At 61.7% G+C, this 19,917-nt stretch carries 16 protein-coding genes and 1 tRNA gene; 11 read left to right on the plus strand and 6 right to left on the minus strand.

The annotated features are described in order from the left end of the window. Positions 1 to 25: 25 nt before the first annotated feature. Genes ACNAOT_RS11330 through ACNAOT_RS11340 form a run of 3 tightly spaced genes read left to right on the plus strand, consistent with a single transcriptional unit; the run spans position 26 to position 3,412 of the window. A complete protein-coding gene (locus tag ACNAOT_RS11330) occupies positions 26 to 1,582 on the plus strand; it encodes a circularly permuted type 2 ATP-grasp protein (protein WP_091470688.1) in 1,557 nt (518 codons plus the stop codon). 55 nt (positions 1,583 to 1,637) lie between these two features. Next, positions 1,638 to 2,564, plus strand: a complete 927-nt coding sequence (locus tag ACNAOT_RS11335) for an alpha-E domain-containing protein (RefSeq protein ID WP_014921898.1) — start codon at positions 1,638 to 1,640, stop codon at positions 2,562 to 2,564. Beyond that, positions 2,561 to 3,412, plus strand: a complete 852-nt coding sequence (locus tag ACNAOT_RS11340; RefSeq protein ID WP_091470691.1) for a transglutaminase family protein — start codon at positions 2,561 to 2,563, stop codon at positions 3,410 to 3,412. Before ACNAOT_RS11335 ends, ACNAOT_RS11340 begins: the two co-directional genes overlap by 4 nt. A 63-nt stretch (positions 3,413 to 3,475) precedes the next feature. Here the strand turns inward: ACNAOT_RS11340 and ACNAOT_RS11345 are convergent, their stop codons facing one another. Both ACNAOT_RS11345 and glgC read right to left on the minus strand, forming a co-directional pair. Continuing rightward, positions 3,476 to 4,927, minus strand: a complete 1,452-nt coding sequence (locus ACNAOT_RS11345) for an SDR family NAD(P)-dependent oxidoreductase (RefSeq protein ID WP_420178103.1) — start codon at positions 4,925 to 4,927, stop codon at positions 3,476 to 3,478. 73 nt (positions 4,928 to 5,000) lie between these two features. Then, positions 5,001 to 6,413: a glucose-1-phosphate adenylyltransferase gene (glgC, locus tag ACNAOT_RS11350; protein WP_208295846.1), complete on the minus strand. Its 1,413-nt coding sequence runs from the start codon at positions 6,411 to 6,413 to the stop codon at positions 5,001 to 5,003. A 93-nt stretch (positions 6,414 to 6,506) separates the two neighbouring features. Here glgC and glgA point away from each other — a divergent pair, with 93 nt between their 5' ends. Then, positions 6,507 to 7,703, plus strand: coding sequence for a glycogen synthase (gene glgA / locus ACNAOT_RS11355; protein ID WP_091470696.1), 1,197 nt, complete (start codon positions 6,507 to 6,509; stop codon positions 7,701 to 7,703). A gap of 118 nt (positions 7,704 to 7,821) precedes the next feature. Here glgA and ACNAOT_RS11360 read toward each other — a convergent pair whose 3' ends face one another. Together ACNAOT_RS11360 and ACNAOT_RS11365 are read right to left on the minus strand one after the other, a co-directional pair. Then, a complete protein-coding gene (locus ACNAOT_RS11360; protein WP_420178104.1) occupies positions 7,822 to 9,921 on the minus strand; it encodes an acyl-CoA dehydrogenase in 2,100 nt (699 codons plus the stop codon). A gap of 46 nt (positions 9,922 to 9,967) precedes the next feature. Then, positions 9,968 to 10,606: a TetR family transcriptional regulator gene (locus ACNAOT_RS11365; protein ID WP_370629151.1), complete on the minus strand. Its 639-nt coding sequence runs from the start codon at positions 10,604 to 10,606 to the stop codon at positions 9,968 to 9,970. A 148-nt stretch (positions 10,607 to 10,754) separates the two neighbouring features. On the opposite strand from ACNAOT_RS11365, the gene ACNAOT_RS11370 reads away from it, so the two are divergent. Genes ACNAOT_RS11370 through ACNAOT_RS11380 form a run of 3 tightly spaced genes read left to right on the plus strand, consistent with a single transcriptional unit; the run spans position 10,755 to position 14,378 of the window. Then, entirely contained in the window at positions 10,755 to 12,107 is a 1,353-nt protein-coding gene (locus tag ACNAOT_RS11370) for an acetyl-CoA C-acetyltransferase (RefSeq protein ID WP_179016610.1), read from the plus strand. 10 nt (positions 12,108 to 12,117) lie between these two features. Beyond that, entirely contained in the window at positions 12,118 to 13,458 is a 1,341-nt protein-coding gene (locus ACNAOT_RS11375) for a 3-oxoacyl-ACP reductase (RefSeq protein ID WP_420178105.1), read from the plus strand. Further along, a complete protein-coding gene (locus tag ACNAOT_RS11380; RefSeq protein WP_420178106.1) occupies positions 13,455 to 14,378 on the plus strand; it encodes a MaoC/PaaZ C-terminal domain-containing protein in 924 nt (307 codons plus the stop codon). The genes ACNAOT_RS11375 and ACNAOT_RS11380 overlap by 4 nt, the downstream gene beginning before the upstream one ends. Before the next feature lie 169 nt (positions 14,379 to 14,547). Here ACNAOT_RS11380 and ACNAOT_RS11385 read toward each other — a convergent pair. Next, positions 14,548 to 14,630, minus strand: a tRNA-Leu gene (locus ACNAOT_RS11385). Between the two features lie 267 nt (positions 14,631 to 14,897). Between ACNAOT_RS11385 and ACNAOT_RS11390 the strand changes: the two genes are divergently transcribed. Further along, on the plus strand, positions 14,898 to 16,202 hold the full coding sequence (locus tag ACNAOT_RS11390; RefSeq protein ID WP_091470704.1) for a M20/M25/M40 family metallo-hydrolase: 1,305 nt from the start codon (positions 14,898 to 14,900) through the stop codon (positions 16,200 to 16,202). A gap of 41 nt (positions 16,203 to 16,243) precedes the next feature. After that, positions 16,244 to 17,410 (plus strand): acyl-CoA dehydrogenase family protein, encoded by a 1,167-nt coding sequence (locus tag ACNAOT_RS11395; protein ID WP_420178107.1) that lies wholly within the window; start codon positions 16,244 to 16,246, stop codon positions 17,408 to 17,410. Positions 17,411 to 17,436: 26 nt separating this feature from the next. Here ACNAOT_RS11395 and ACNAOT_RS11400 read toward each other — a convergent pair whose 3' ends face one another. Then, positions 17,437 to 17,670: a DUF5703 family protein gene (locus ACNAOT_RS11400; protein WP_017200923.1), complete on the minus strand. Its 234-nt coding sequence runs from the start codon at positions 17,668 to 17,670 to the stop codon at positions 17,437 to 17,439. Between the two features lie 39 nt (positions 17,671 to 17,709). On the opposite strand from ACNAOT_RS11400, the gene ACNAOT_RS11405 reads away from it, so the two are divergent. After that, positions 17,710 to 17,967, plus strand: a complete 258-nt coding sequence (locus ACNAOT_RS11405) for a hypothetical protein (protein ID WP_091470707.1) — start codon at positions 17,710 to 17,712, stop codon at positions 17,965 to 17,967. Between the two features lie 267 nt (positions 17,968 to 18,234). Further along, entirely contained in the window at positions 18,235 to 19,914 is a 1,680-nt protein-coding gene (locus ACNAOT_RS11410; protein ID WP_420178108.1) for a sugar transferase, read from the plus strand. Positions 19,915 to 19,917: the final 3 nt, after the last annotated feature.

Below are 19,917 nucleotides of genomic sequence, written 5' to 3' on the forward strand. Positions count from 1 at the left end.
TCAAAAAGGTGATTACCTGAATCCCATGTCTGACCTATTTCAGGATTACTCCGAGGCCGCCGCGCGCAGCGGTGCCTATGACGAGATGTTTGCCCAGGGCCACGTTGCCAGAAGATCCTATGGTCAGGTTTCCGGGGCTCTCCGCGAGCTTTCCCTGGCGGATGTCACCGCCCGGGCGGATTCCATGGCCCGAACCTTCCTGGACCGCGGCGTGACGTTCGACTACGCGGGGGAGGAGCGGCCATTTCCCCTGGACATTGTCCCGCGCGTCATTCCCGCCGACGAGTGGGATGTACTGGAACGCGGCGTTGCCCAGCGCGTCAAAGCCCTTGAAGCATTCCTGAACGATGTCTATGGGCGGATGGCCGTAGTCACCGATGGCGTGATTCCGCGGCAGCTTGTGACCACCAGTGCACATTTCCACCGCGCGGTCCACGGCTTCGAGCCCTCAGGTGGTGTTCGTGTCCATGTTTCGGGCATTGACGTCGTCCGGGATGCAGCTGGAACCTTCCGCGTGCTGGAGGACAACGTCCGCGTACCTTCTGGTGTCAGCTACGTTTTGGAGAACCGCCGGGCCATGGCCAAGGGTTTGCCTGAGGCATTCGGCCAGCAGCACATCCGGCCGGTGGAGGAGTACCCCCGCCGGCTCCTCTCTGCACTGCGCAAGACCGCTCCCTCAGGCGTGGACGATCCCACCGTTGTTGTCCTGACCCCGGGCGTCTTCAACAGCGCTTACTTTGAGCACACACTCCTTGCAGGGCTCATGGGCGTGGAGTTGGTGGAAGGCCGGGACCTCATCTGCCGTGGCAACCGCGTGTACATGCGAACCACAGCGGGTGAACAGCGCGTGGATGTCATCTACAAACGCATCGATGACGACTTCCTGGATCCACTGCAGTTCCGTTCGGACTCCATGCTCGGCTGCCCGGGATTGGTTAACGCCGCCCGTGCCGGGGGAGTGACCATCGCCAACGCTGTGGGCAACGGCGTAGCCGACGACAAGCTCGTGTACAGCTACGTGCCTGACCTCATCCGGTACTACCTCCACGAAGAGCCGATCATCGCCAACGTCGACACTTTCCGGCTTGAGGAAAAGGAAGCCCGGGAGCATGTTCTGGACCGCCTCGACGAGCTGGTGGTCAAGCCCGTGGACGGGTCGGGAGGTAAGGGATTGGTCATCGGGCCGGACGCCACGAAGGACGAACTCGACGCCCTGCGCAAACGGGTCATCGCCGATCCCCGCGGATGGATCGCACAGCCGGTCCTGCAGCTCTCCACGGTGCCGACACTCTCCGGAGACAAGTTTGGCCCCCGCCACGTGGACCTGCGTCCTTTCGCAGTCAACGACGGCGACGACGTCTGGGTCCTGCCCGGAGGCCTCACCCGGGTGGCGCTCAAGGAAGGGTCGTTGATAGTGAACTCCAGCCAAGGCGGCGGTTCCAAGGACACCTGGGTTTTGGCCGATTCCCCGCAACTGCCGGCCGAAGTAATTCCACGCCAATCCGTGACGGTCCGCGAGCAAGTATCCGTGTGGCCGGTTGAAAGCAACTGGCGGGACCGCCAAACGGAGCAGCAGCAGTGAACGCGCTCCACCAACACTTGAACTTCGACATGCACCACGCGAAGGAGGCAGTTCCATGCTGAGCCGCATTGCTGAGTCACTCTTCTGGATTGGACGCTACGTAGAGCGCGCCGACGGTACTTCCAGGATTTTGGATGTGCACCTTGAACGCCTGAACCACCTGCCCCTGGAGGAACAGCGCAGCGTCGCCCGGGAGCTCCTCGCCGTGATGGGCGCCAAGCCGCAAAGCGAAGACTTCGGCCTTCCCGAGCTCCTGCACGCCCTGGCCTATGACAAGCACAGCGCGTCATCCATAGCAGGTTCATTGGGTGCAGCCCGCGAGAATGCACGACGGGCGCGCGAAACTGTCTCCCAGTCCCTCTGGGAAAGCCTCAACACCACGTATTACGGCCTCAACCAACACCGCAAGGACGTTGTGGGAACCTACCGTTTCTGCAACTGGGTTTTGGAGCGGACCGCCATGGTCCGCGGTCTCGCGGACACTACGGTCAGCCACGACGAGAGCTGGTTGTTCATGGTGCTCGGCCGCTCCTTGGAAAGGGCCGATATGACTGCCCGCATGTTGTCCACACGCGACGTTCAGTCCGCTGGAATGTCGTGGGTCAACATGCTGCGGTGTGCGGGAGCTTACGAGTCCTTCATCCGCACCCGCAGGGCAGCGTTCGGGGACCAGCACGCGGCGGAGTTCCTGCTGTTGGACCGGTTGTTCCCGCGCTCGATTGTCTATGCGTTGCGCGATGCCGACGAGTGCCTCGCCAAGCTGGATCCGTCGGCGCAGCGCGTGGGATTCATCAACGACGCCCGCCGAATTGTGGGTCAGGCCCGAACCTTCCTTGAGTTCCACCGCACAGACGACCTCATGTCCGAACTGCCTGAACACATGGAACGTGTGCAGAAGGCCGTGACGCAGGCCTCGGACGCAATTTCCCGTAAGTACTTCAATCAGGCTGATGAGCACGCCTGGGTGGGAGAAGTTTCATGACCCGGCTGAGCATCGTTCACAAGACTGCCTATAAGTACAATCGCCGCGTGACCTTGTCCTACAACGAGGCCCGGATGACGCCGCTGACCGACGGTCAGCAAGTTGTCCTCGAGGCCTCGCTGAAGGTCTCACCCAACCAAGCCTCTGTCAGTAACTACCGTGATTACTGGGGAACGCGGGTCACTGCGTTCGATATGCAGATGCCACATGAGAGCCTTGAGGTCCTTGCGACGGCCACCGTTGAAGTGCACCGCACCGAACGGGTGGCAACCGAGGACGACATTGTGGGATGGGACGTCATAGCCTCGGAGAAGGTCCAGGACGAATTCAGCGACTGGTTGCCCCAATCCCGGCTCAGCGGGCCTGGTGAGGAAGTCCTGGAGATCATCCCGGATATCGTCAAGGGAAAGAACCCCCACGAGGCCGCAATGGCAGTCTTTGCGTGGATGGCCGGCGAGATGACCTACATGAAGGGCACTACCGGGGTCACCACGAATGCCGAACAGGCGTGGTCCCAGCGTCAGGGAGTATGCCAGGACCTGGCCCACCTGGCCATCGGCGCCTTACGCTGCAGTGGCATTCCTGCCCGTTACGTTTCGGGATACATCCACCCCCGTTCCTCGGCGGACATCGGCGAAACTGTTGCCGGACAATCCCACGCCTGGCTGGAATGGTGGGACGGCGAATGGCGAAGCTGGGACCCCACCAACCACAAGCCGGCAGGTGACTACCATGTCACAGTGGCTCGGGGCCGCGACTATCGCGATGTTCCCCCGCTGAAGGGAATACTGTCCGGTGGAGGCGGCTCGGGGCTCTCCGTTTCAGTGGAGATCACCCGCCTCGCATAAGTATTTTGTACAGATGAGGCCCTTAAGAGTAGATCTTAAGGGCCTCATCTGTACTCAAACTTTCTACCAGGGGGAGGGCTTGTAATCCTTGAGGAAGACACCGTACTGGTCCTCGCCCTTTTCGCCCATCACAATGGGGTCGTAGACACGCGCGGCGCCGTCCACCAAGTCCAACGGAGCATGGAATCCTTCTTCCATGAGCCGGACTTTGGTGTAGTGCGGCCGTTCGTCAGTGATCCATCCGGTATCGACCGCGGTCATGAGAATGCCATCGGAATCCAGCATTTCCTGTGCGCTGGTCCGGGTCATCATGTTAAGCGCGGCTTTGGCCATGTTGGTGTGCGGGTGTCCAGGGCCCTTGTAGGCACGGGAGAACTGCCCTTCCATGGCTGAGACGTTGACAATGTACTTCCTGTGGGCCGTGGATCGCTTCATGGCATCGCGAAGGCGGCTTACCAGCAGGAAGGGTGCCGTGACGTTGCAGAGCTGGACTTCGAGCATCTCCAAGGGATCCACCTCGTCCACCACCTGGGTCCAGCTGTTGATGGACGCGAGGTCCGGAACCAAGCCACCGGCGTCGATCGCCGTTCCTGACTCAATACGCTCCAATGATGCCGAGCCGGTGGAGAGCGCCAGCGAGGTGATCGCGTCGCCCGCCAGGACCGGGTGCTCGGTGACGCTGCTGGCGAGGGCAAGCGGGTGCTTGTCATGCGCATGACCAAAGGTCACCAGCTCGGGGCCCCCGTTGGCAGCTTCAAGGGCCGCAGGCAGCGGCTCGTCCTCTGCGTCGACCAAGGGCTTGTAAGCGCTGCCGGAGCGCCGGACGGTCTGAGCTGCGTTGTTGATGATGATGTCCAACGGGCCGGCCTCGTTGAGCGAGTCGGTCAACGCCATGACTTGTGCCGGGTCACGGAGGTCTATGCCAACAATCCTGAGCCGGTGGAGCCACTCTCCGCTGTCTTCCATGGCAGCAAAGCGTCGCGCGGCGTCCTTGGGGAAACGGGTAGTGATGGTGGTGTGGGCGCCATCCCTGAGCAGGCGCAACGCAATGTACATGCCGATCTTGGCGCGTCCGCCGGTCAGCAATGCCCTGCGTCCCGTGAGGTCCGTGCGCGCATCGCGCTTGCTGTGGCTGAACGCCGCGCATTCAGGGCAGAGTTGGTGGTAGAAGGCGTCAACCTGCGTGTAGTGCTTCTTGCAGATATAGCAGGGACGCGACCGGATGAGGTGCCCTGCGATCTCGCCAGTGGCTGAAGGCTCCAGCTTGTTGCCGCGGGTTTCGTCGTCAATGCGATCCGGCGCGGCGGTAGCCGTCAGAGCGAGGACAGCGCGGTCAGCCTCGGCAATGGAGTCACGTTTGGTGACACGGCGGTGGCGTTTGACGGCTTTGAACATCTTGCCGGTGGCACGGCGGACAGCAACGTAGTCCGGGTGCTCTTCGTCGTAGACGTGGATCGTGGTCAGAACCTTGAGGCAGGCCTGGATCTCTTCAGGCGTCAGATCGGTGGAGCTCATTGACCTGATTTTACAGCCTTGGGAGCCTGAGGCCTGCCTCGGGTTCTGCCAACGTCAGCCGGGTACGTTCGGGCTAATGTGAGGCACCCTGGGCTGCGGCGTCGGCCACGCGTGACTGGATGCCCGCCGCTACCTTTTCGGCGGAGTCACGGATGTCGGGATCATCATGGGTGGCCGCCTTGACAGCTTCCGGCAGCCCACGGCGATGTTGCGCCGAAAGCGCCAGCTCTGCCTCGCCGGGCTCCGGAACAACCTGGCCCTTCGCAAGCACGGTAATGCCCGACTCAGTGACCTTGTAGCCCCGCGCCTTATCCAAGGCAGGGTCCAAACCGATGGCCGCGCCGGCGGGGACCTTGACGTTCTTGTCCAGGATTGCCCGCTTGATCACGGCGCCTTCGCCGACACGGACCTTATCCATCAACACAGAGTCCTGGACACGGCTGCCGGCCGCCACATAGGCGTCGTTGGAGATTACGGACCCTTCAACGATGCCACCGGAAACCACCACGCCGCTGGCAACAATGGAATCGAGGGCCGTTCCCACCGTGTTGTTCTCGCCACGGACAAACTTTGCAGGGGGCGAGATGCTCTGGCGGGTGTAGATCGGCCACTCGGAGTTGTAGAGGTTGAAGATCGGCACGGGGGAGATGAGGTCCATGTGTGCGTCGTAGAACGAGTCGATGGTACCGACGTCGCGCCAGTAGGTCCGGTCGCGCTCGGTGGCGCCTGGGATGTCGTTGAGCGTGAAGTCATACACGCCGGCTTCGCCTTGATCCACAAAGTAGGGAATGATGTCCCCGCCCATGTCGTGTTTGGTATCAAGTCTTTCCGCGTCCACGTGCAAGGCTTCAACGAGGGCATCTGCATTAAAGACGTAGTTGCCCATGGAGGCGAGGAACTGCGTGGGGTCGGCTGCCAGTCCGGGGGTGCTGGCCGGCTTTTCCACGAAGGCCGCAATTTTTTGGGGATCGTTCTGGTCTACCTCGATCACACCGAACTGGTTGGCCATGTTCAGTGGCTGCCGCACTGCAGCAACTGTCGCTTTGGCCCCGCTGGCAATGTGCTGCTCCACCATTTGGGAGAAGTCCATGCGGTACACGTGATCAGCGCCGACCACTACCACGATGTCCGGGGCGTCGTCATGGATGAGGTTCAGCGATTGATAAATTGCGTTGGCACTGCCAAGGAACCAGCTCTTGCCCACGCGCTGCTGCGCCGGAACAGAAGCCACATAGCGGCCCAGTTGCGTGGACATACGCCAGGTTTCAGAGATGTGCCGGTCAAGGCTGTGCGATTTGTACTGCGTCAGCACGACGATTTTCAAATATCCCGAATTAACGAGATTGGATAGTGCAAAGTCAATTAACCTGTAGCCGCCTGCGAACGGAACCGCGGGCTTGGCCCGATCCGCCGTCAGCGGCATGAGTCGGTTGCCCTCTCCGCCTGCCAATACGATTGCCAAAACTTTCTTCAACGCCATGGTCACAGCTCCCCGTACGTCTTCGTATCCCCCAAAAGTCCGATTTTCCGGACTCTTTCACACTAGAACACATACGCCGGAACGACTACGTTGGTTAGCGTGCGAATAGACATTGTGACTAAAGAATTCCCTCCGGAAATTTACGGCGGTGCCGGTGTCCACGTTGCCGAGCTCAGCCGGGTGCTGGCAAAGCACGTCGACCTTCATGTCAGGGCGTTCGGCGCGCCCCGTGATGCCGACTATCATGGGGCTTCCGTGGCGTCCTACGCCACGCCCGAAGACCTCGGCGAAGCCAACGCCGCCATCCAGACCCTCGGCGTGGACTTGAGGATAGTTCCGGACATTGCGGGAGCGGACGTTGTCCACTCGCACACCTGGTACGCCAACATGGCCGGCCACCTCGCGTCGCTGCTGCACGGCATCCCGCACGTGCTCAGCGCCCACAGCCTGGAGCCCCTGCGTCCTTGGAAGGCCGAACAGCTTGGGGGCGGCTATGCCCTGTCCTCCTGGGTGGAGAAGACAGCGTACGAGGCAGCCGCCGCTATCATTGCCGTCTCCGATGGCATGCGTCAGGACATCCTCCGCAGCTACCCCAACGTGGATCCGGACAAGGTTCGCGTGGTCCACAACGGCATCGATGTCTCCCTATGGGAGCGTGATGAGGAGGATGATGCGATCCGCGCGCTTGGTATCGATCCCGCCAAGCCCAGCGTGGTCTTCGTTGGCCGCAACACCCGCCAGAAGGGTGTGCCGTACCTGCTCCGTGCCGCGTCAAGCCTGCCCGAAGATGTCCAATTGGTGCTGTGCCTCGGGGCTGCGGACACTCCCGAACTTGCCGCTGAAACTGCACGCCTTATTGAGGAACTGCAGGCAAAGCGTGAGGGTGTCATCCTCATCGAGCGGATGCTGCCCCGGAAGGAGCTTATCCAGGTCCTCAGCCATGCCACCGCGTTTGCCTGCCCCTCGATTTACGAGCCCCTGGGCATCGTGAACCTCGAAGCCATGGCATGTGGTGCTGCAGTGGTGGCTAGTGCCACAGGCGGCATTCCGGAAGTGGTCCAGCATGGCGAAACCGGGCTCCTCGTCCAACTGGAGCAGGTCACTGACGGGACCGGGACGCCGTTGGATCCCGAGAAGTTCGTCAGCGACTTCGCTGCAGCCCTGAACGAGGTAGTGGCCGATCCTGCGCGCGCCCGTGAGATGGGCATTGCTGGACGACGCCGTGCGGAAGAACACTTCTCCTGGGAGTCCATCACCGAAACAACCCTTGAGGTCTACCGGTCAGTCCTGCGCTAGATCCCTGGCCTCCCGGTAGCAGGCCAAACCACGACGGCGCCGCCCCCTTTGGTGGGGACGGCGCCGTCGAGGTTTTCAAGAGTTCCGCAATTGTTCACCGCGCGGCAGGGAACTCCTGCTAACGGGCCTTGGATGCCTTCAGCGCCAAGAGCGTTTTCTCGTCCGCGGGGGCGTTGCCGTTGGCCCGCAGCTCGCGGAAGTGCTCGCGCGCCTCATCCTGCCGGACGGCTTCTGCGCCGGTAGCGATGGAGGCGCGAAGGTGCTCAGGGCCGTAGCCGAAGGCGTCCACGAGGTCTACGGCGTGAGGACGGATCTTGACCAGGAGTCGGTTGATGTAGGTGCCCACGGTCCGGCCACGCTGCATCGAGAGCCTTCCGTTCATCAGGTACCAGGAGAGATGCTTCTCGATCAGGGACAAGCCGAACAGGTCGCGCAGCCAGGTCAAGACGCGCTTGGTTCCCTCATCCGATACATGGGTGAGGGCCTCGGTGAAGGCCTCCCACTGAAGAAGTTCCGCATGCGCCTGGGCGGCTTCAATGAGTTCGTGTTGGTGCTGGTTGAACAGGGCTGCGGCCTGGTGCTGTGGAAGTTTATTGGCTCCCTTCAGTGCAGCACCGACGTCGGCGACCATTGACTGAACGCGGTCAGCCAAGAGCGTGCGCTGGCCTTCCTCGTCGCGCAACGCCAAAGCCGCCTTCTGGACCGAGCCGGTATCAGCCACGAACTGGGCAACCTGCCGGAGGCCCGTCCGGTGCAGAGCCACACCGGCGGCCTGATCAACTACATAACGGGCAAGAACACCAAAGTCGGCGCTACGGAATTCCTTGGCGTAGTCAGCCAGGAGCCGCTTGGCTACCAGCTGCAGCAGCACTGTGTTGTCACCTTCAAACGTGACATACACGTCGAGGTCCGCACGCAAGGAGGCAAAGCGGTTCTCGATCAGGAAGCCGGCTCCGCCGCACGCTTCGCGGCACTCCTGCAAAGTGTCCAAGGCATGCCAGGTGCTAAGGGGCTTGAGCGCGGCCGCCAGCGTTTCCAGGTCCTGTCGGTCGGCATCTGTATCGTGTGCGCCGGAGAAGACGTCGTCGAATTTCTGCAGGAGCTGTTCGTGGGCGAAGCTGGCCGCGTAGGTGGTGGCCAAGCGGGTGAACAACCGGCGCTGGTGCCGCTGATAGTCCAGCAGGACCTCTTCATCGGTGCTGGACGAAGCATTGAACTGCCGGCGCTCGGTGGCGTACTGAATAGCTGTCTTGAGGGCCACCTTGCTCGCGGCCACAGCGGCGCCGTCGAGGGAAACACGGCCTTGGACCAGAGTGCCGAGCATGGTGAAGAAGCGGCGTCCCGGGCTCTCAATGGTGGAGGAGTACGTGCCGTCCTGAGCGACGTCGCCGTAGCGGTTCAGGAGGTTGGTCCTGGGAATGCGTACGTACGTGAAGTGCAATCGGCCGTTGTCAATGCCGTTCAGTCCACCCTTGATGCCGTCATCTTCACCGCCGATGCCCGGGAGAAATTCCTTGGTGACAGGATCGCGGAGTTCCACATAGAAGGCGTGGACGCCGTGATTGACGTTCTTGGTGATCAGCTGGGCGAACACCACGGCGGCCAGGCCATCCTTGGCTGCATTGCCAATGTAGTCCTTCCATGCCGCACGGAAGGGTGTGGTGATGACGAATTCCTGGCTCGCTTCGTCGTACGTAGCCGTGGTGGCAATGCTGGCGACGTCGGAGCCGTGGCCGGTTTCCGTCATGGCAAAGCAGCCTGGGATCTCCAGGCTCATGATGCCGGGGAGCCACTTGTCCTGATGTTCCGCCGTGCCGAGGTGCATGACAGCGGAGCCGAAGAGGCCCCACTGGACGCCGGCCTTGATCTGAAGGGAGGGGTCGGCTGTAACGATCTCTTCGAAACCGGCGATGTTGCCGCCGTGATCGTCGGAGCCGCCCAGCCTGGTTGGGAAGGCGCGGTGGACGGTGTTGTTATCCACCAGGAACTTCAACTGCTCAAACACCCGTGCACGATGCTCGGTGTGGTGCAGGCCCTCGATCTTTTGCACCGCTGGATTGCCTGCCACCTTGCGGGCTTCGTGGCGGATATGAGCCCATTTTCCAAGGAGCTGCTCCCCGAGGGCGGCGACGTCGACCACCGGGTCTGCGCCAGTGGCAGCCTCTTTGCGGCCGGCGGGTTGCTGGGCGGATGAGGCCCGGTCCACTACTTCAGTCATGTTGCTTCCTTCTTTGGTTCCGACAACTGATGAGTCATTGCTGGTCTCACGTGCTGCTTTTGAGCTCCGGGGCGATGCCGAGGCACAGCCAATCCGTAATCTGCCCGGCCATGGTTGCCTGATCGGGCTTAGTGCTGCCGGCAGGACTTCCCAGCCACATTTCTCCGGCGTTCCTCACGAGTCCGATAGCGGCCGTAGGCCAGTAAACGATGACCGCTTCCTTCTCTTCGCCCAGGTGTTCCCGCATGGGAGTCGCGATCATGTCCGTAATTTGTTCGAAGAAGTTACCCAGGGCACCTGAGGCCGCGATAGCGTCCTGCGCCGAGGCCTCCCCGGGGGTAAGCCGGGTGATGAAGGCGTATACGTTGGGGCTGGATTCGGCCATCTGCAGATAGGCGGAAACCATGGCGAAGAGTCCCTCCCGCGGGGTTTGCGCCAATTGGGCGGCCTCCTGCATGCGGCGTTGCATCTGCCCCAGCACCACTTCACCCATGGCTTGCTGAAGACCTGCCTTGTCCCCGAAATAGCGATAGAAGACCGATTTGGATGTCCCCGCGGAGCCGGCTATGTCCTCCATGGAGGCTTCACTTCCGAGCCTATGAACAGCCTTTCGCGCGGCTTTGATGAGTTCACGCCGGCGCTCCTCACGATGGGACTGCCATCGGGCCGCACGTCCATCAACCATGGCTTCGGCTTCGCCGGCCAAGGGGACTTCAATTGCAACCCGTGCCGAGCCGGCGGCACCGGCGGATTCTTCATCGCGACTGTTCACGATACCCAGCGTATCAGGTACGCTGGGTATCAGTAACTGGCAATGATCGAAGGAGACAAGCATGGCTACAGCAGACGTGACTACGGACGGGCCCCTGGAACCGACCACTGGCCCGCAATCAACACGCTCGGCGGTCATCGTGGGCGGCAACCGCATTCCGTTCGCAAGAACCGGCGGCGCCTATGTAAAGTCCTCCAACCAGGACATGCTGACCGCGGCCCTGGAGGGGCTGGTGGCCAGGTTCGGACTCCAGGACGAACGCATCGGAGAGGTCGCAGCCGGAGCAGTGCTTAAGCACTCAAGGGACTTCAACCTCACACGGGAAGCTGTCCTCGGCTCGGCTTTGTCGCCCGAAACCCCTGCATACGACCTCCAACAAGCCTGCGCAACCGGGTTGGAGACCGTTCTTGGGTTGTCCAACAAGATCAAGTTGGGGCAAATTGACTCGGGGATCGCCGGCGGTGTGGACTCGGCCTCTGATGCCCCGATCGCCGTCAGTGAGGGATTGCGCGAAATACTGCTTGACCTGAACCGGGCAAAGACCACCGTGCAAAAGCTGAAGATCATCGGCCGGATCCGCCCCAAGGATCTGGCCCCCGATGCTCCCAACACCGGTGAGCCCCGCACAGGGCTGTCCATGGGCGAACATCAGGCCCTCACTACTGCGCAGTGGAAAATCTCCCGGGAAGCGCAGGACGAGCTTGCTTTTAACAGCCACCGCAACCTGGCTGCCGCCTACGAACGGGGCTTCTTCGATGACCTGATCACCCCGTACCGCGGGCTTAACCGGGACTCCAACCTGCGTGCAGACACCACGCTGGAGAAGCTCGCCACCCTTAAGCCCGTCTTCGGCAAGAACCTTGGCTCCGAAGCAACCATGACCGCGGGCAACTCCACACCCCTGACGGACGGTGCATCAACCGTCCTCCTGGCTACCGGAGAATGGGCAGACGCCCACGGGCTGCCGAAGCTCGCCACAGTCCTGGACGGCGAAGCGGCCGCCGTCGACTTCGTTCACGGCAAGGACGGCCTCCTCATGGCGCCGGTCTTCGCGGTTCCCCGCTTGCTGGCTCGGCACGGCCTCACTTTCGAGGACATCGACTTCTTCGAAATTCATGAAGCCTTCGCCGGAACCGTCCTCAGTACCTTGGCCGCGTGGGAAGACGAAGAGTTCGGCCGGACGCGCCTGGGACTTGACGGCGCGCTGGGAAAGGTGGACCGTGCCAAGCTCAACGTCAATGGCTCATCGTTGGCTGCCGGCCACCCGTTTGCGGCTACGGGTGGCAGGATCGTAGCTTCACTTGCGAAGATGCTGCATGAGAAGGGCACCGTTAATGGCCGCCCTGCGCGGGGCCTGATTTCCGTATGCGCCGCCGGCGGTCAGGGCGTTGTTGCGATTCTCGAAGCAGCATAGGGGGAGTGCGATGACAGACAGGTACACACAGCTGGTAAGTCAGGGACTGGGGAAGGACGTAGCCAAGAAGCTGGGCCTGCCCCAGCCCGTGGTGCTTCGACGCCACAAACCCGGCGCACCGCTCATCACGGGCCCGGTCTTGGTCAGTGGCGACAGTGCAGGGGCAGATGACATTGCCACCACCCTGCTTGGTTGGGGTTTGGACGTCCGCCGCAACGCGCTGCCCAAGGAGAAACTTGGGGCAATCATCCTGGTACTTGATGCAGTCCAGCACCCCGGGGACCTGGGAAAATCGGTCCTTACCGCTGGCGCATCCCTGCGGGACCTCTCGCCCAACGGCCGTGTCATCACCATATCGCGGACTTCGCAGTCAGCCCCGACTCCGGCGTCTGCTGCTGCGCGGCAGGGCATTGATGGATTCCTGCGGTCTCTCGCCAAGGAACTACGCGCGGGGGCCACGGCCAACGGCATTCTCCTGGATGGCCAGCTCGCCACCACCAGCCCTTCGGCACTGGGGGCCCTGAGGTTCTTCCTCTCGGGCCGCTCCGCTTATGTGGATGGACAGTTCCTGACCGTCCGCTCAACGTCAGGCAGCTTGCCCAACGACGCCGACAAGCCGCTCGCCGGAAAAGTAGCAGTTGTTACCGGCGCAGCGCGGGGGATCGGTGCAGCCATCGCCCGTACCCTGCACCGCGACGGGGCCAAGATCGTGGCCGTGGACATCCCGGCTGCAGGGGACCACTTGGCAGCTGTAGCCAACGAGGTACGCGGGACGGCCCTGCAGCTTGATATCAGCAGGGATGACGCCGGACACCGCATCATCGAACATGCCGTGGAACGCCACGGCCGGCTCGACATCGTGGTGCACAACGCAGGGATTACCCGTGATCGACTGCTTGCCAACATGGACGAGGGCCGCTGGCAATCAGTCATTGCTGTCAACATCGCGGCACAGCTGAGAATCAACGAGGCACTTCTGGCGTCGGAGCATTTCAAAGAATCGCCGCGCATTGTGTCAGTCGCATCCACAAGTGGCATCGCCGGAAACAGGGGCCAGACCAACTACGGCGCATCCAAGGGTGGTGTCATAGGCATGGTGAGATCCACGGCTGCCCTGATGGAACCTTTCGGTGGGACCATCAACGCGGTAGCTCCTGGTTTCATCGAAACTGAGATGACGGCCAAGATGCCCTTCGCAATCCGCGAGGCGGCTCGCAGGCTCAACTCCCTCAAGCAGGGCGGCCAGCCCCAGGATGTGGCAGAGGCCATCGCGTTCCTTTCCAGCGATGCTGCCGGTGGAATCTCCGGTGAGGTACTGCGCGTGTGCGGGCAACAACTGGTGGGAGCATGAACCATCCCCAGCCGGTTGTCCTTGGCGAGCTTCCGTCGCTCTCCAAGTTGTATGTCAACGCCGCTACCGCAGCAGCCCGCCGTCGGGTTCTGGGAGCATCCTCCGGGAAGAAGCGGCTTCCTGCGGTCAGCCACGAGGTCAGGGGGGTGCGGGCCGACGTCGAAAATCTGACCGCCTACCAACATTTGGTGGGTGAGACCGCCAGGGACACCCTCCCTGCCGGCTACGTCCATGCTTTGGCTTTTCCCGTATCCATGAGCGTCATGAATCGTGAAGACTTTCCGCTGCCGCTTCTTGGCATGATTCATCTGAAGAACCGTATCGAACAACTGGTACCCATCCAGTTCTCCGAGCAACTGGACATCCGTTCCTGGGCGGAGAACCTTGCCGGCCACAGGGCCGGAACCCAGCTGGATGTAGTGGCCGAGGTCCGTTCCGGTTCCAGCGGTGACTTGATGTGGCGCGGCGTGTCCACGTACTTAGCCAAAGGTGTCTTCCTGCCGGGTATCGACAAGCCAGGCAGCCCGAATGGCGCATTTGCCGGCGACTTTTCGCCGCCTGATCCCACTGCGCTGTGGCAACTCGGACTGGATACCGGAAGGAGCTACGCTACCGTGTCGGGCGATTTCAATCCGATCCACTTGAGCGTCCTTTCGGCCAAAGCCTTGGGACTGCGGGGATCAATCGCGCACGGAATGTATCTGGCCTCGCGTGCACTTGCCGACGTCGGGGCCGTGAAGTCGGATGCCTTTACCTGGGACGTTGCCTTCGAAGCCCCTGTGTTCCTTCCAGCGCGTGTTGCCTTGGACATCACCACGGTGCAAGCGGATTCGGGAAGCTGGGAGCGCTCGGACTACGTTGCGTGGAATCCCCGCAGCGGCAGGCGGCACTTTGCCGGAAGTGTTGTTGCTCTGGCATAAGCTGCCGCAACGGGAAATGGCGGCAGCCACCTGAAGGTGACTGCCGCCATTTCTTCGTTAACGACAAGTAAGGAAACAGTTGTGACTAAGCTCGCATGCTGTTCTCGCCAAAGTAGATCAGGAGAAACAAACAAGGCCCGAAATCCGTGGATTTCAGGCCTTGTGATTGTGCGCGGAGGGGGACTTGAACCCCCACCCCCTTTCGAGGACTAGCACCTCAAGCTAGCGCGTCTGCCATTCCGCCACCCGCGCAGGTGGTGTTCAGATGGTCCATTTTGCACCTTGCGGTGCTTCACTTTCCTCCGAAGCAGCGAGAAAAACTCTAACACGGTTTCAGGTAGCTGAAAAATCGGCCCTGGTCCGGGAACATCCGATGTCGCCCCGGTGCGTGCGCTTATCCACATTCCGGACGTCTCCCGCCACTGGTGGGTAGGCTGAGGGGACACGGGACGGAAATGCTGGGAGAACCACAGCGCGCGTCACCGGAACCTGCAGCCCAGCCACGCAAGGAGAGTTTCCATGTCTGTCATCCGCCCCGAAGACGAAGTTGTCCGGATCTGCCAGGAGCTCATCCGCATCGACTCCTCCAACTTTGGAGACGACTCGGGCCCGGGGGAGCGCGCGGCAGCAGAGTACACGGCCGGGCTGATCACCGAAGTCGGACTTGAGGCCGAGATCTTCGAGTCCGCCCCGGGCCGCGCCAACGTGGTAACCCGCATGACCGGCGAAGACCCCTCGGCCGACGCCCTGGTAGTACATGGGCACTTGGATGTTGTCCCCGCGCTCAAGGACCAATGGAGTGTGGACCCGTTCAGCGGCGAACTGAAAGATGGCCTGGTCTGGGGCCGCGGCGCCGTGGACATGAAGGACATGGACGCTATGATTCTTTCAGTCATGCGCAACTTTGCCAGGACGGGCCGGAAGCCAAAACGCGACATCATCTTCGCTTTCTTCGCAGATGAGGAGGCCGGCGGCACCTACGGTGCCAGGTACGCCGTCGAGCACCGACGTGAACTTTTCGACGGCGCCACTGAGGCGATCTCGGAAGTCGGCGGATTCTCCGCCACTATTGGCGGACAACGGACCTACTTGCTGCAGACTGCCGAGAAGGGATTGTCCTGGTTGCGGCTGGTAGCGCACGGCCGGGCGGGCCACGGTTCCCAGATCAATACTGACAACGCCGTTACGCGGCTTGCCGCCGCTGTGACCAGGATCGGTGAACACAAGTGGCCCGTGGAACTGACGCCAACCACGCGACAGTTCCTGGACGGCGTCACCGAACTGACGGGAGTCGAGTTCGACGCCGACAACCCGGACATCCTCCTCAAGGAACTTGGCACTGTGGCCCGGTTCGTCGGTGCCACACTACAGAACACTTCCAACCCCACGTTCCTGCGCTCGGGCTACAAGCACAACGTCATTCCCGAGTCGGCCGAGGCGTTCGTTGACTGCCGAACACTTCCGGGGCAGCAGGAACTGGTGTTCGAGACCATCAAGGAACTCGCCGGGGACGGCATTGAGATCAGCTACGTCAACAAGGATGTTTCCCTGGAGGTGCCCTTTGCAGGGAACCTGGTGGACTCCATGATCGATGCCCTGCACTCCGAGGACCCGGGCGCCAAGGTCCTCCCTTATACGCTTTCCGGGGGCACGGACAATAAGTCGTTGAGCAAGATCGGCATCACCGGATACGGTTTCGCTCCGCTGATGCTGCCCGACGAACTCGACTTCACAGGGATGTTCCACGGCGTCGATGAGCGCGTGCCGGCCGAGTCCCTCCAGTTCGGCGCACGGGTCCTGAACACCCTGCTCAGCAACTACTAAAGGGTTCGGCAACTACTAAGGCAAGCACCCGAAGGACCATCATGACTCCCGAAGAAATTCTGCCCGACGAACTGCTAGAACGGCTGCGTGGCCGCGCCGCAGGTTACGACCAGAACAACCAGTTCTTCCACGAGGACCTGGAGGACCTGGCAGCCGCCGGTTACCTGAAGCTGTTCGTGCCGGAGGCCGACGGCGGTTTCGGGCTCGGGCTCGAATCGGTGGCTGCGTTGCAGCAACGTCTCGCCACGGCTGCCCCGGCCACAGCGCTGGCGGTGAATATGCACTTGGTGTGGACCGGCGTCGCGCAGGTCCTGACGGCCCGAGGGGACAGATCCCTGGATTTCGTGTTGAAGGAGGCGGGGCAGGGTGAGGTCTTTGCTTTCGGCATTTCCGAGGCCGGCAATGATTCCATGTTGTTCGATTCCGGCACGGTTGCCGAGCCGCTTCCTGACGGGAGCTACCGGTTCACTGGCCGGAAAATCTTCACCAGCCTCTCACGCGGCTGGACCCGGCTGGGAACATTCGGCAAGGATGCCGACGCCAGGGACGGTGAGGGTGAGCTCGTCTTTGGCTTTCTCCGCCGCGACGACCCGGGCCACGAAACCCTGAGCGACTGGGACACCCTGGGTATGCGTGCCAGCGCGTCCAACACCACCCTCCTGCACGGAGCCGTGATTCCGGCAGAACGGATCTTTCGCAAGCTCCCCGTGGGACCCAACAAGGACCTGTTGATCTTCGCGATCTTCGCGTGCTTCGAGACGTTGCTCGCCGCTGTGTACACGGGCGTTGCCGAGCGCGCATTTACCCTTGGCGTAGCGAACGTCAAGCGAAGGGTTTCAGCCAAACACGGTGGCCGGAGCTACGCCCAGGACCCGGATATCCGTTGGAAGGTGGCAGACGCTGCCCTGGCCATGGACGGAATCGCACCCCAAATCTCTTCCCTGGCCCGCGATGTGGACAACCTGGTGGACCACGAAGCCCAATGGTTCCCCAAACTTGTGGGACTAAAGTCCCGGGCAACGGAGAGCGCACGCCACGTAGTGGACTTGGCGATCCGTGTCACGGGAGGATCCAGCTACTTCCGTGGGTCTGAGATGGAGCGGCTCTACAGGGACGTCCTGGCAGGCATCTTCCATCCTTCCAACGATGAATCCGCCCATAACACTGTGGCGAACGCATGGTTGGGTCCGCTGGAGGACCAGCGGTAAAACCTGAATGCGTGATGCCGCTGTGTTCAGACAGTTCGCTGCACGGAATAGACTTTGCGGCGCAACCAGAAGCGGCGCCCGCCTCCGAGGTAGAGCACGCTGCGCTCGAGTTCCCACTTGCCGTATTCGGAATGCTCGGCGAGTCGGCGTCGGGCTTCCGGCAGTGAATCGTCAGGTCCCACCGTCAGTACGAGGTATTCGTACTGACGTGCGTAGTCTCGTTGGCGCTCAACGGAGCTGCCCGGAAATTGTTCTCTCATCCCTCTCCATTTTCGTCCTTTTCCGGCTAACGTGAAGTCATGAGCATCGATCCGCGTGTCGCGCTTCAATCACTGACCGCCGCCCTGGAAGAACATCTGGCCGCCGCATCAGCGCGCAGGGGCGAAGGTGACCCCAATGTCGAAGCGGCTTTTTTCGCCGTTGCCGATGCCTTCGAAGTTTATGAAGATGCGCTGTACGAGGCGTACTCCGAGGTTACTCCGCTCCAAGTCTTCGACGACGAAGATGAAGAAGATGAGGACGTCCTGGACGAAGACATGGAAATCGTAGAGGACTAACTGTCCTAATGAACCGGCCACCTTGGGGTGGCCGGTTTTTTGTGCTCCCTTCCGGCAGCTTTTGTGCTGGTTCCAGCCCGGATTTCCGCGGCTTTTGCCCTCCTGCGCGCCACGAAAGCACGTAGTGCCGCCGTCGCCGGCTAGGTACTCGCACGTAGGTGCAATGGGTAAACCTGCGCAAACTTGAGTACCGACTACTGGTGCGCCTCCTGACCGCCGCCGCTTCACTGATAAGTAGGCAATGGCAGGTCTGCAAAGAAGGCTGACATGGTGAAAGTTCCAGTCTTGCGTACGGGCAAGGTAGCGGCACCCACTGGTGCGGACCATGCCTTGGCGGGTTCAGTCTTTCCCGCAAAAACTGCCATCGCCGACGTCAATCCGCCGGTGTCTCCCTGGATTGACAAGTCCGTTGCTGCACAACGGACTGAGAAGGCGGGACTGGCGGCACCGAACTCCGAGGTCACCCTGGACTTCGTGTCGCCAGCCACCCGCAGGACCCCTCGGATCACGTTCCCCCGCCGGGGCAGGACCGACTGGGCGCATTCACTGACCAACAGTCTTCGCATGACGGACATGGCGCTCGTTACTGCCGCTGTTTTCGCCGGTTTCGTTCTCAACACCAATGGCCTGACCCTGGCTGCGGAGAGTCCTGCCTACACACGTCATCTGGTGATGGCACTGATTCTTGGACTGGTTTGGTTGGGTTCGTTGGAGGTCTACCGCACCCGCGATCCGAAAGTCCTGGGCGTAGGTCCCGAGGAATACAAGCGCGTCCTCTCGGCAAGTTTTCGTGTCTTTGGCTTCCTGGGCATCGTGGCCGTGGTTTTCCGGCTTGATGCTGTCAGCTCATTCGTACTCGTCTCCCTGCCGCTTGGCCTGGTGGCGCTCACCGGCAGCAGGTGGAGCTTCCGCCGGTGGCTGAGCCACGAAAAGTCCCGCGGCCGCTGCCTCTCCCGGGCGATCGTTGTAGGTGAGCCCCAAGACGTTCGGTATGTCATCAAGCAGATCAACCGAAAGTCCGGCACCGCGTACGACATCCTCGGAGCATGCCTTCCAGGGGCCCGGCGGGGTGCGGTCCTGAAGGTGGACCACCTCCGTGTCCCTGTTCTTTCTTCGATCTACGGGATCGCCCACACCGTCCGGCAAACGGGCGCCAACGCGGTGATTGTGGCCGGCCCCGTGCCCGGTGGAAACCAGTTCATCCAGGAGCTCGGGTGGCGGCTGGAGGAAAATTCCGCGGAACTTGTGCTCGCTGCGGCCCTGACAAACGTGGCCGGTCCGCGGATCCACTGGCGCCCGGTCGAGGGACTTCCCCTGATGCACGTGGACATCCCGCACTACTCCGGGGGTAAGCACACACTCAAGCGTTTGATGGACATTACCGTCTCGGCGTCGGCATTGCTGGTCCTGTCACCGATCCTGCTGCTCATGGCAGCCATAGTTCACCAGGACAGCCCCGGGCCTGTACTTTTTCGCCAGGAACGGGTCGGCAGGAGGGGCGCTACCTTCCACATGCTGAAGTTCCGTTCCATGGTGGTGGACGCCGAATCCCGCCTGGAGGAACTTAGCACCCAGGATGAAGGCGCCGGCGTCCTGTTCAAGATCCGCGGCGACCCCCGTGTTACCAGGTGCGGGCGTTGGATGCGTAAGTACTCCCTCGATGAATTGCCACAGTTCTGGAATGTCCTTGTGGGCAACATGAGCCTGGTGGGACCGCGGCCGCCGTTGGCCCGTGAAGTCAGCGGCTACGAACGCCATACGCATCGTCGGCTGCTCATCAAGCCCGGTATCACGGGCCTATGGCAAATCAATGGGCGGTCGGACCTTCCATGGGACGAGGCCGTACGGCTGGACCTCTATTACGTGGAGAACTGGTCCATAGCTGGAGACCTGATGATCATGTGGCGGACGTTCAGGGCAATGATTCAACCTTCCGGGGCCTATTAGCCA

It is taken from the genome of Paenarthrobacter sp. TA1.8 (assembly GCF_048595705.1).
Taxonomy (GTDB): domain Bacteria; phylum Actinomycetota; class Actinomycetes; order Actinomycetales; family Micrococcaceae; genus Arthrobacter; species Arthrobacter nitroguajacolicus.

Coding starts and splice junctions, on each gene's coding strand:
- ACNAOT_RS11330 (WP_091470688.1), top strand. CDS start 26: ATGTCTGACCTATTTCAGGATTACTCCGAGGCCGCCGCGCGCAGCGGT.
- ACNAOT_RS11335 (WP_014921898.1), top strand. CDS start 1,638: ATGCTGAGCCGCATTGCTGAGTCACTCTTCTGGATTGGACGCTACGTA.
- ACNAOT_RS11340 (WP_091470691.1), top strand. CDS start 2,561: ATGACCCGGCTGAGCATCGTTCACAAGACTGCCTATAAGTACAATCGC.
- ACNAOT_RS11345 (WP_420178103.1), bottom strand. CDS start 4,927: ATGAGCTCCACCGATCTGACGCCTGAAGAGATCCAGGCCTGCCTCAAG.
- ACNAOT_RS11360 (WP_420178104.1), bottom strand. CDS start 9,921: ATGACTGAAGTAGTGGACCGGGCCTCATCCGCCCAGCAACCCGCCGGC.
- ACNAOT_RS11365 (WP_370629151.1), bottom strand. CDS start 10,606: ATGGTTGATGGACGTGCGGCCCGATGGCAGTCCCATCGTGAGGAGCGC.
- ACNAOT_RS11370 (WP_179016610.1), top strand. CDS start 10,755: ATGGCTACAGCAGACGTGACTACGGACGGGCCCCTGGAACCGACCACT.
- ACNAOT_RS11375 (WP_420178105.1), top strand. CDS start 12,118: ATGACAGACAGGTACACACAGCTGGTAAGTCAGGGACTGGGGAAGGAC.
- ACNAOT_RS11380 (WP_420178106.1), top strand. CDS start 13,455: ATGAACCATCCCCAGCCGGTTGTCCTTGGCGAGCTTCCGTCGCTCTCC.
- ACNAOT_RS11390 (WP_091470704.1), top strand. CDS start 14,898: ATGTCTGTCATCCGCCCCGAAGACGAAGTTGTCCGGATCTGCCAGGAG.
- ACNAOT_RS11395 (WP_420178107.1), top strand. CDS start 16,244: ATGACTCCCGAAGAAATTCTGCCCGACGAACTGCTAGAACGGCTGCGT.
- ACNAOT_RS11400 (WP_017200923.1), bottom strand. CDS start 17,670: ATGAGAGAACAATTTCCGGGCAGCTCCGTTGAGCGCCAACGAGACTAC.
- ACNAOT_RS11405 (WP_091470707.1), top strand. CDS start 17,710: ATGAGCATCGATCCGCGTGTCGCGCTTCAATCACTGACCGCCGCCCTG.
- ACNAOT_RS11410 (WP_420178108.1), top strand. CDS start 18,235: ATGGTGAAAGTTCCAGTCTTGCGTACGGGCAAGGTAGCGGCACCCACT.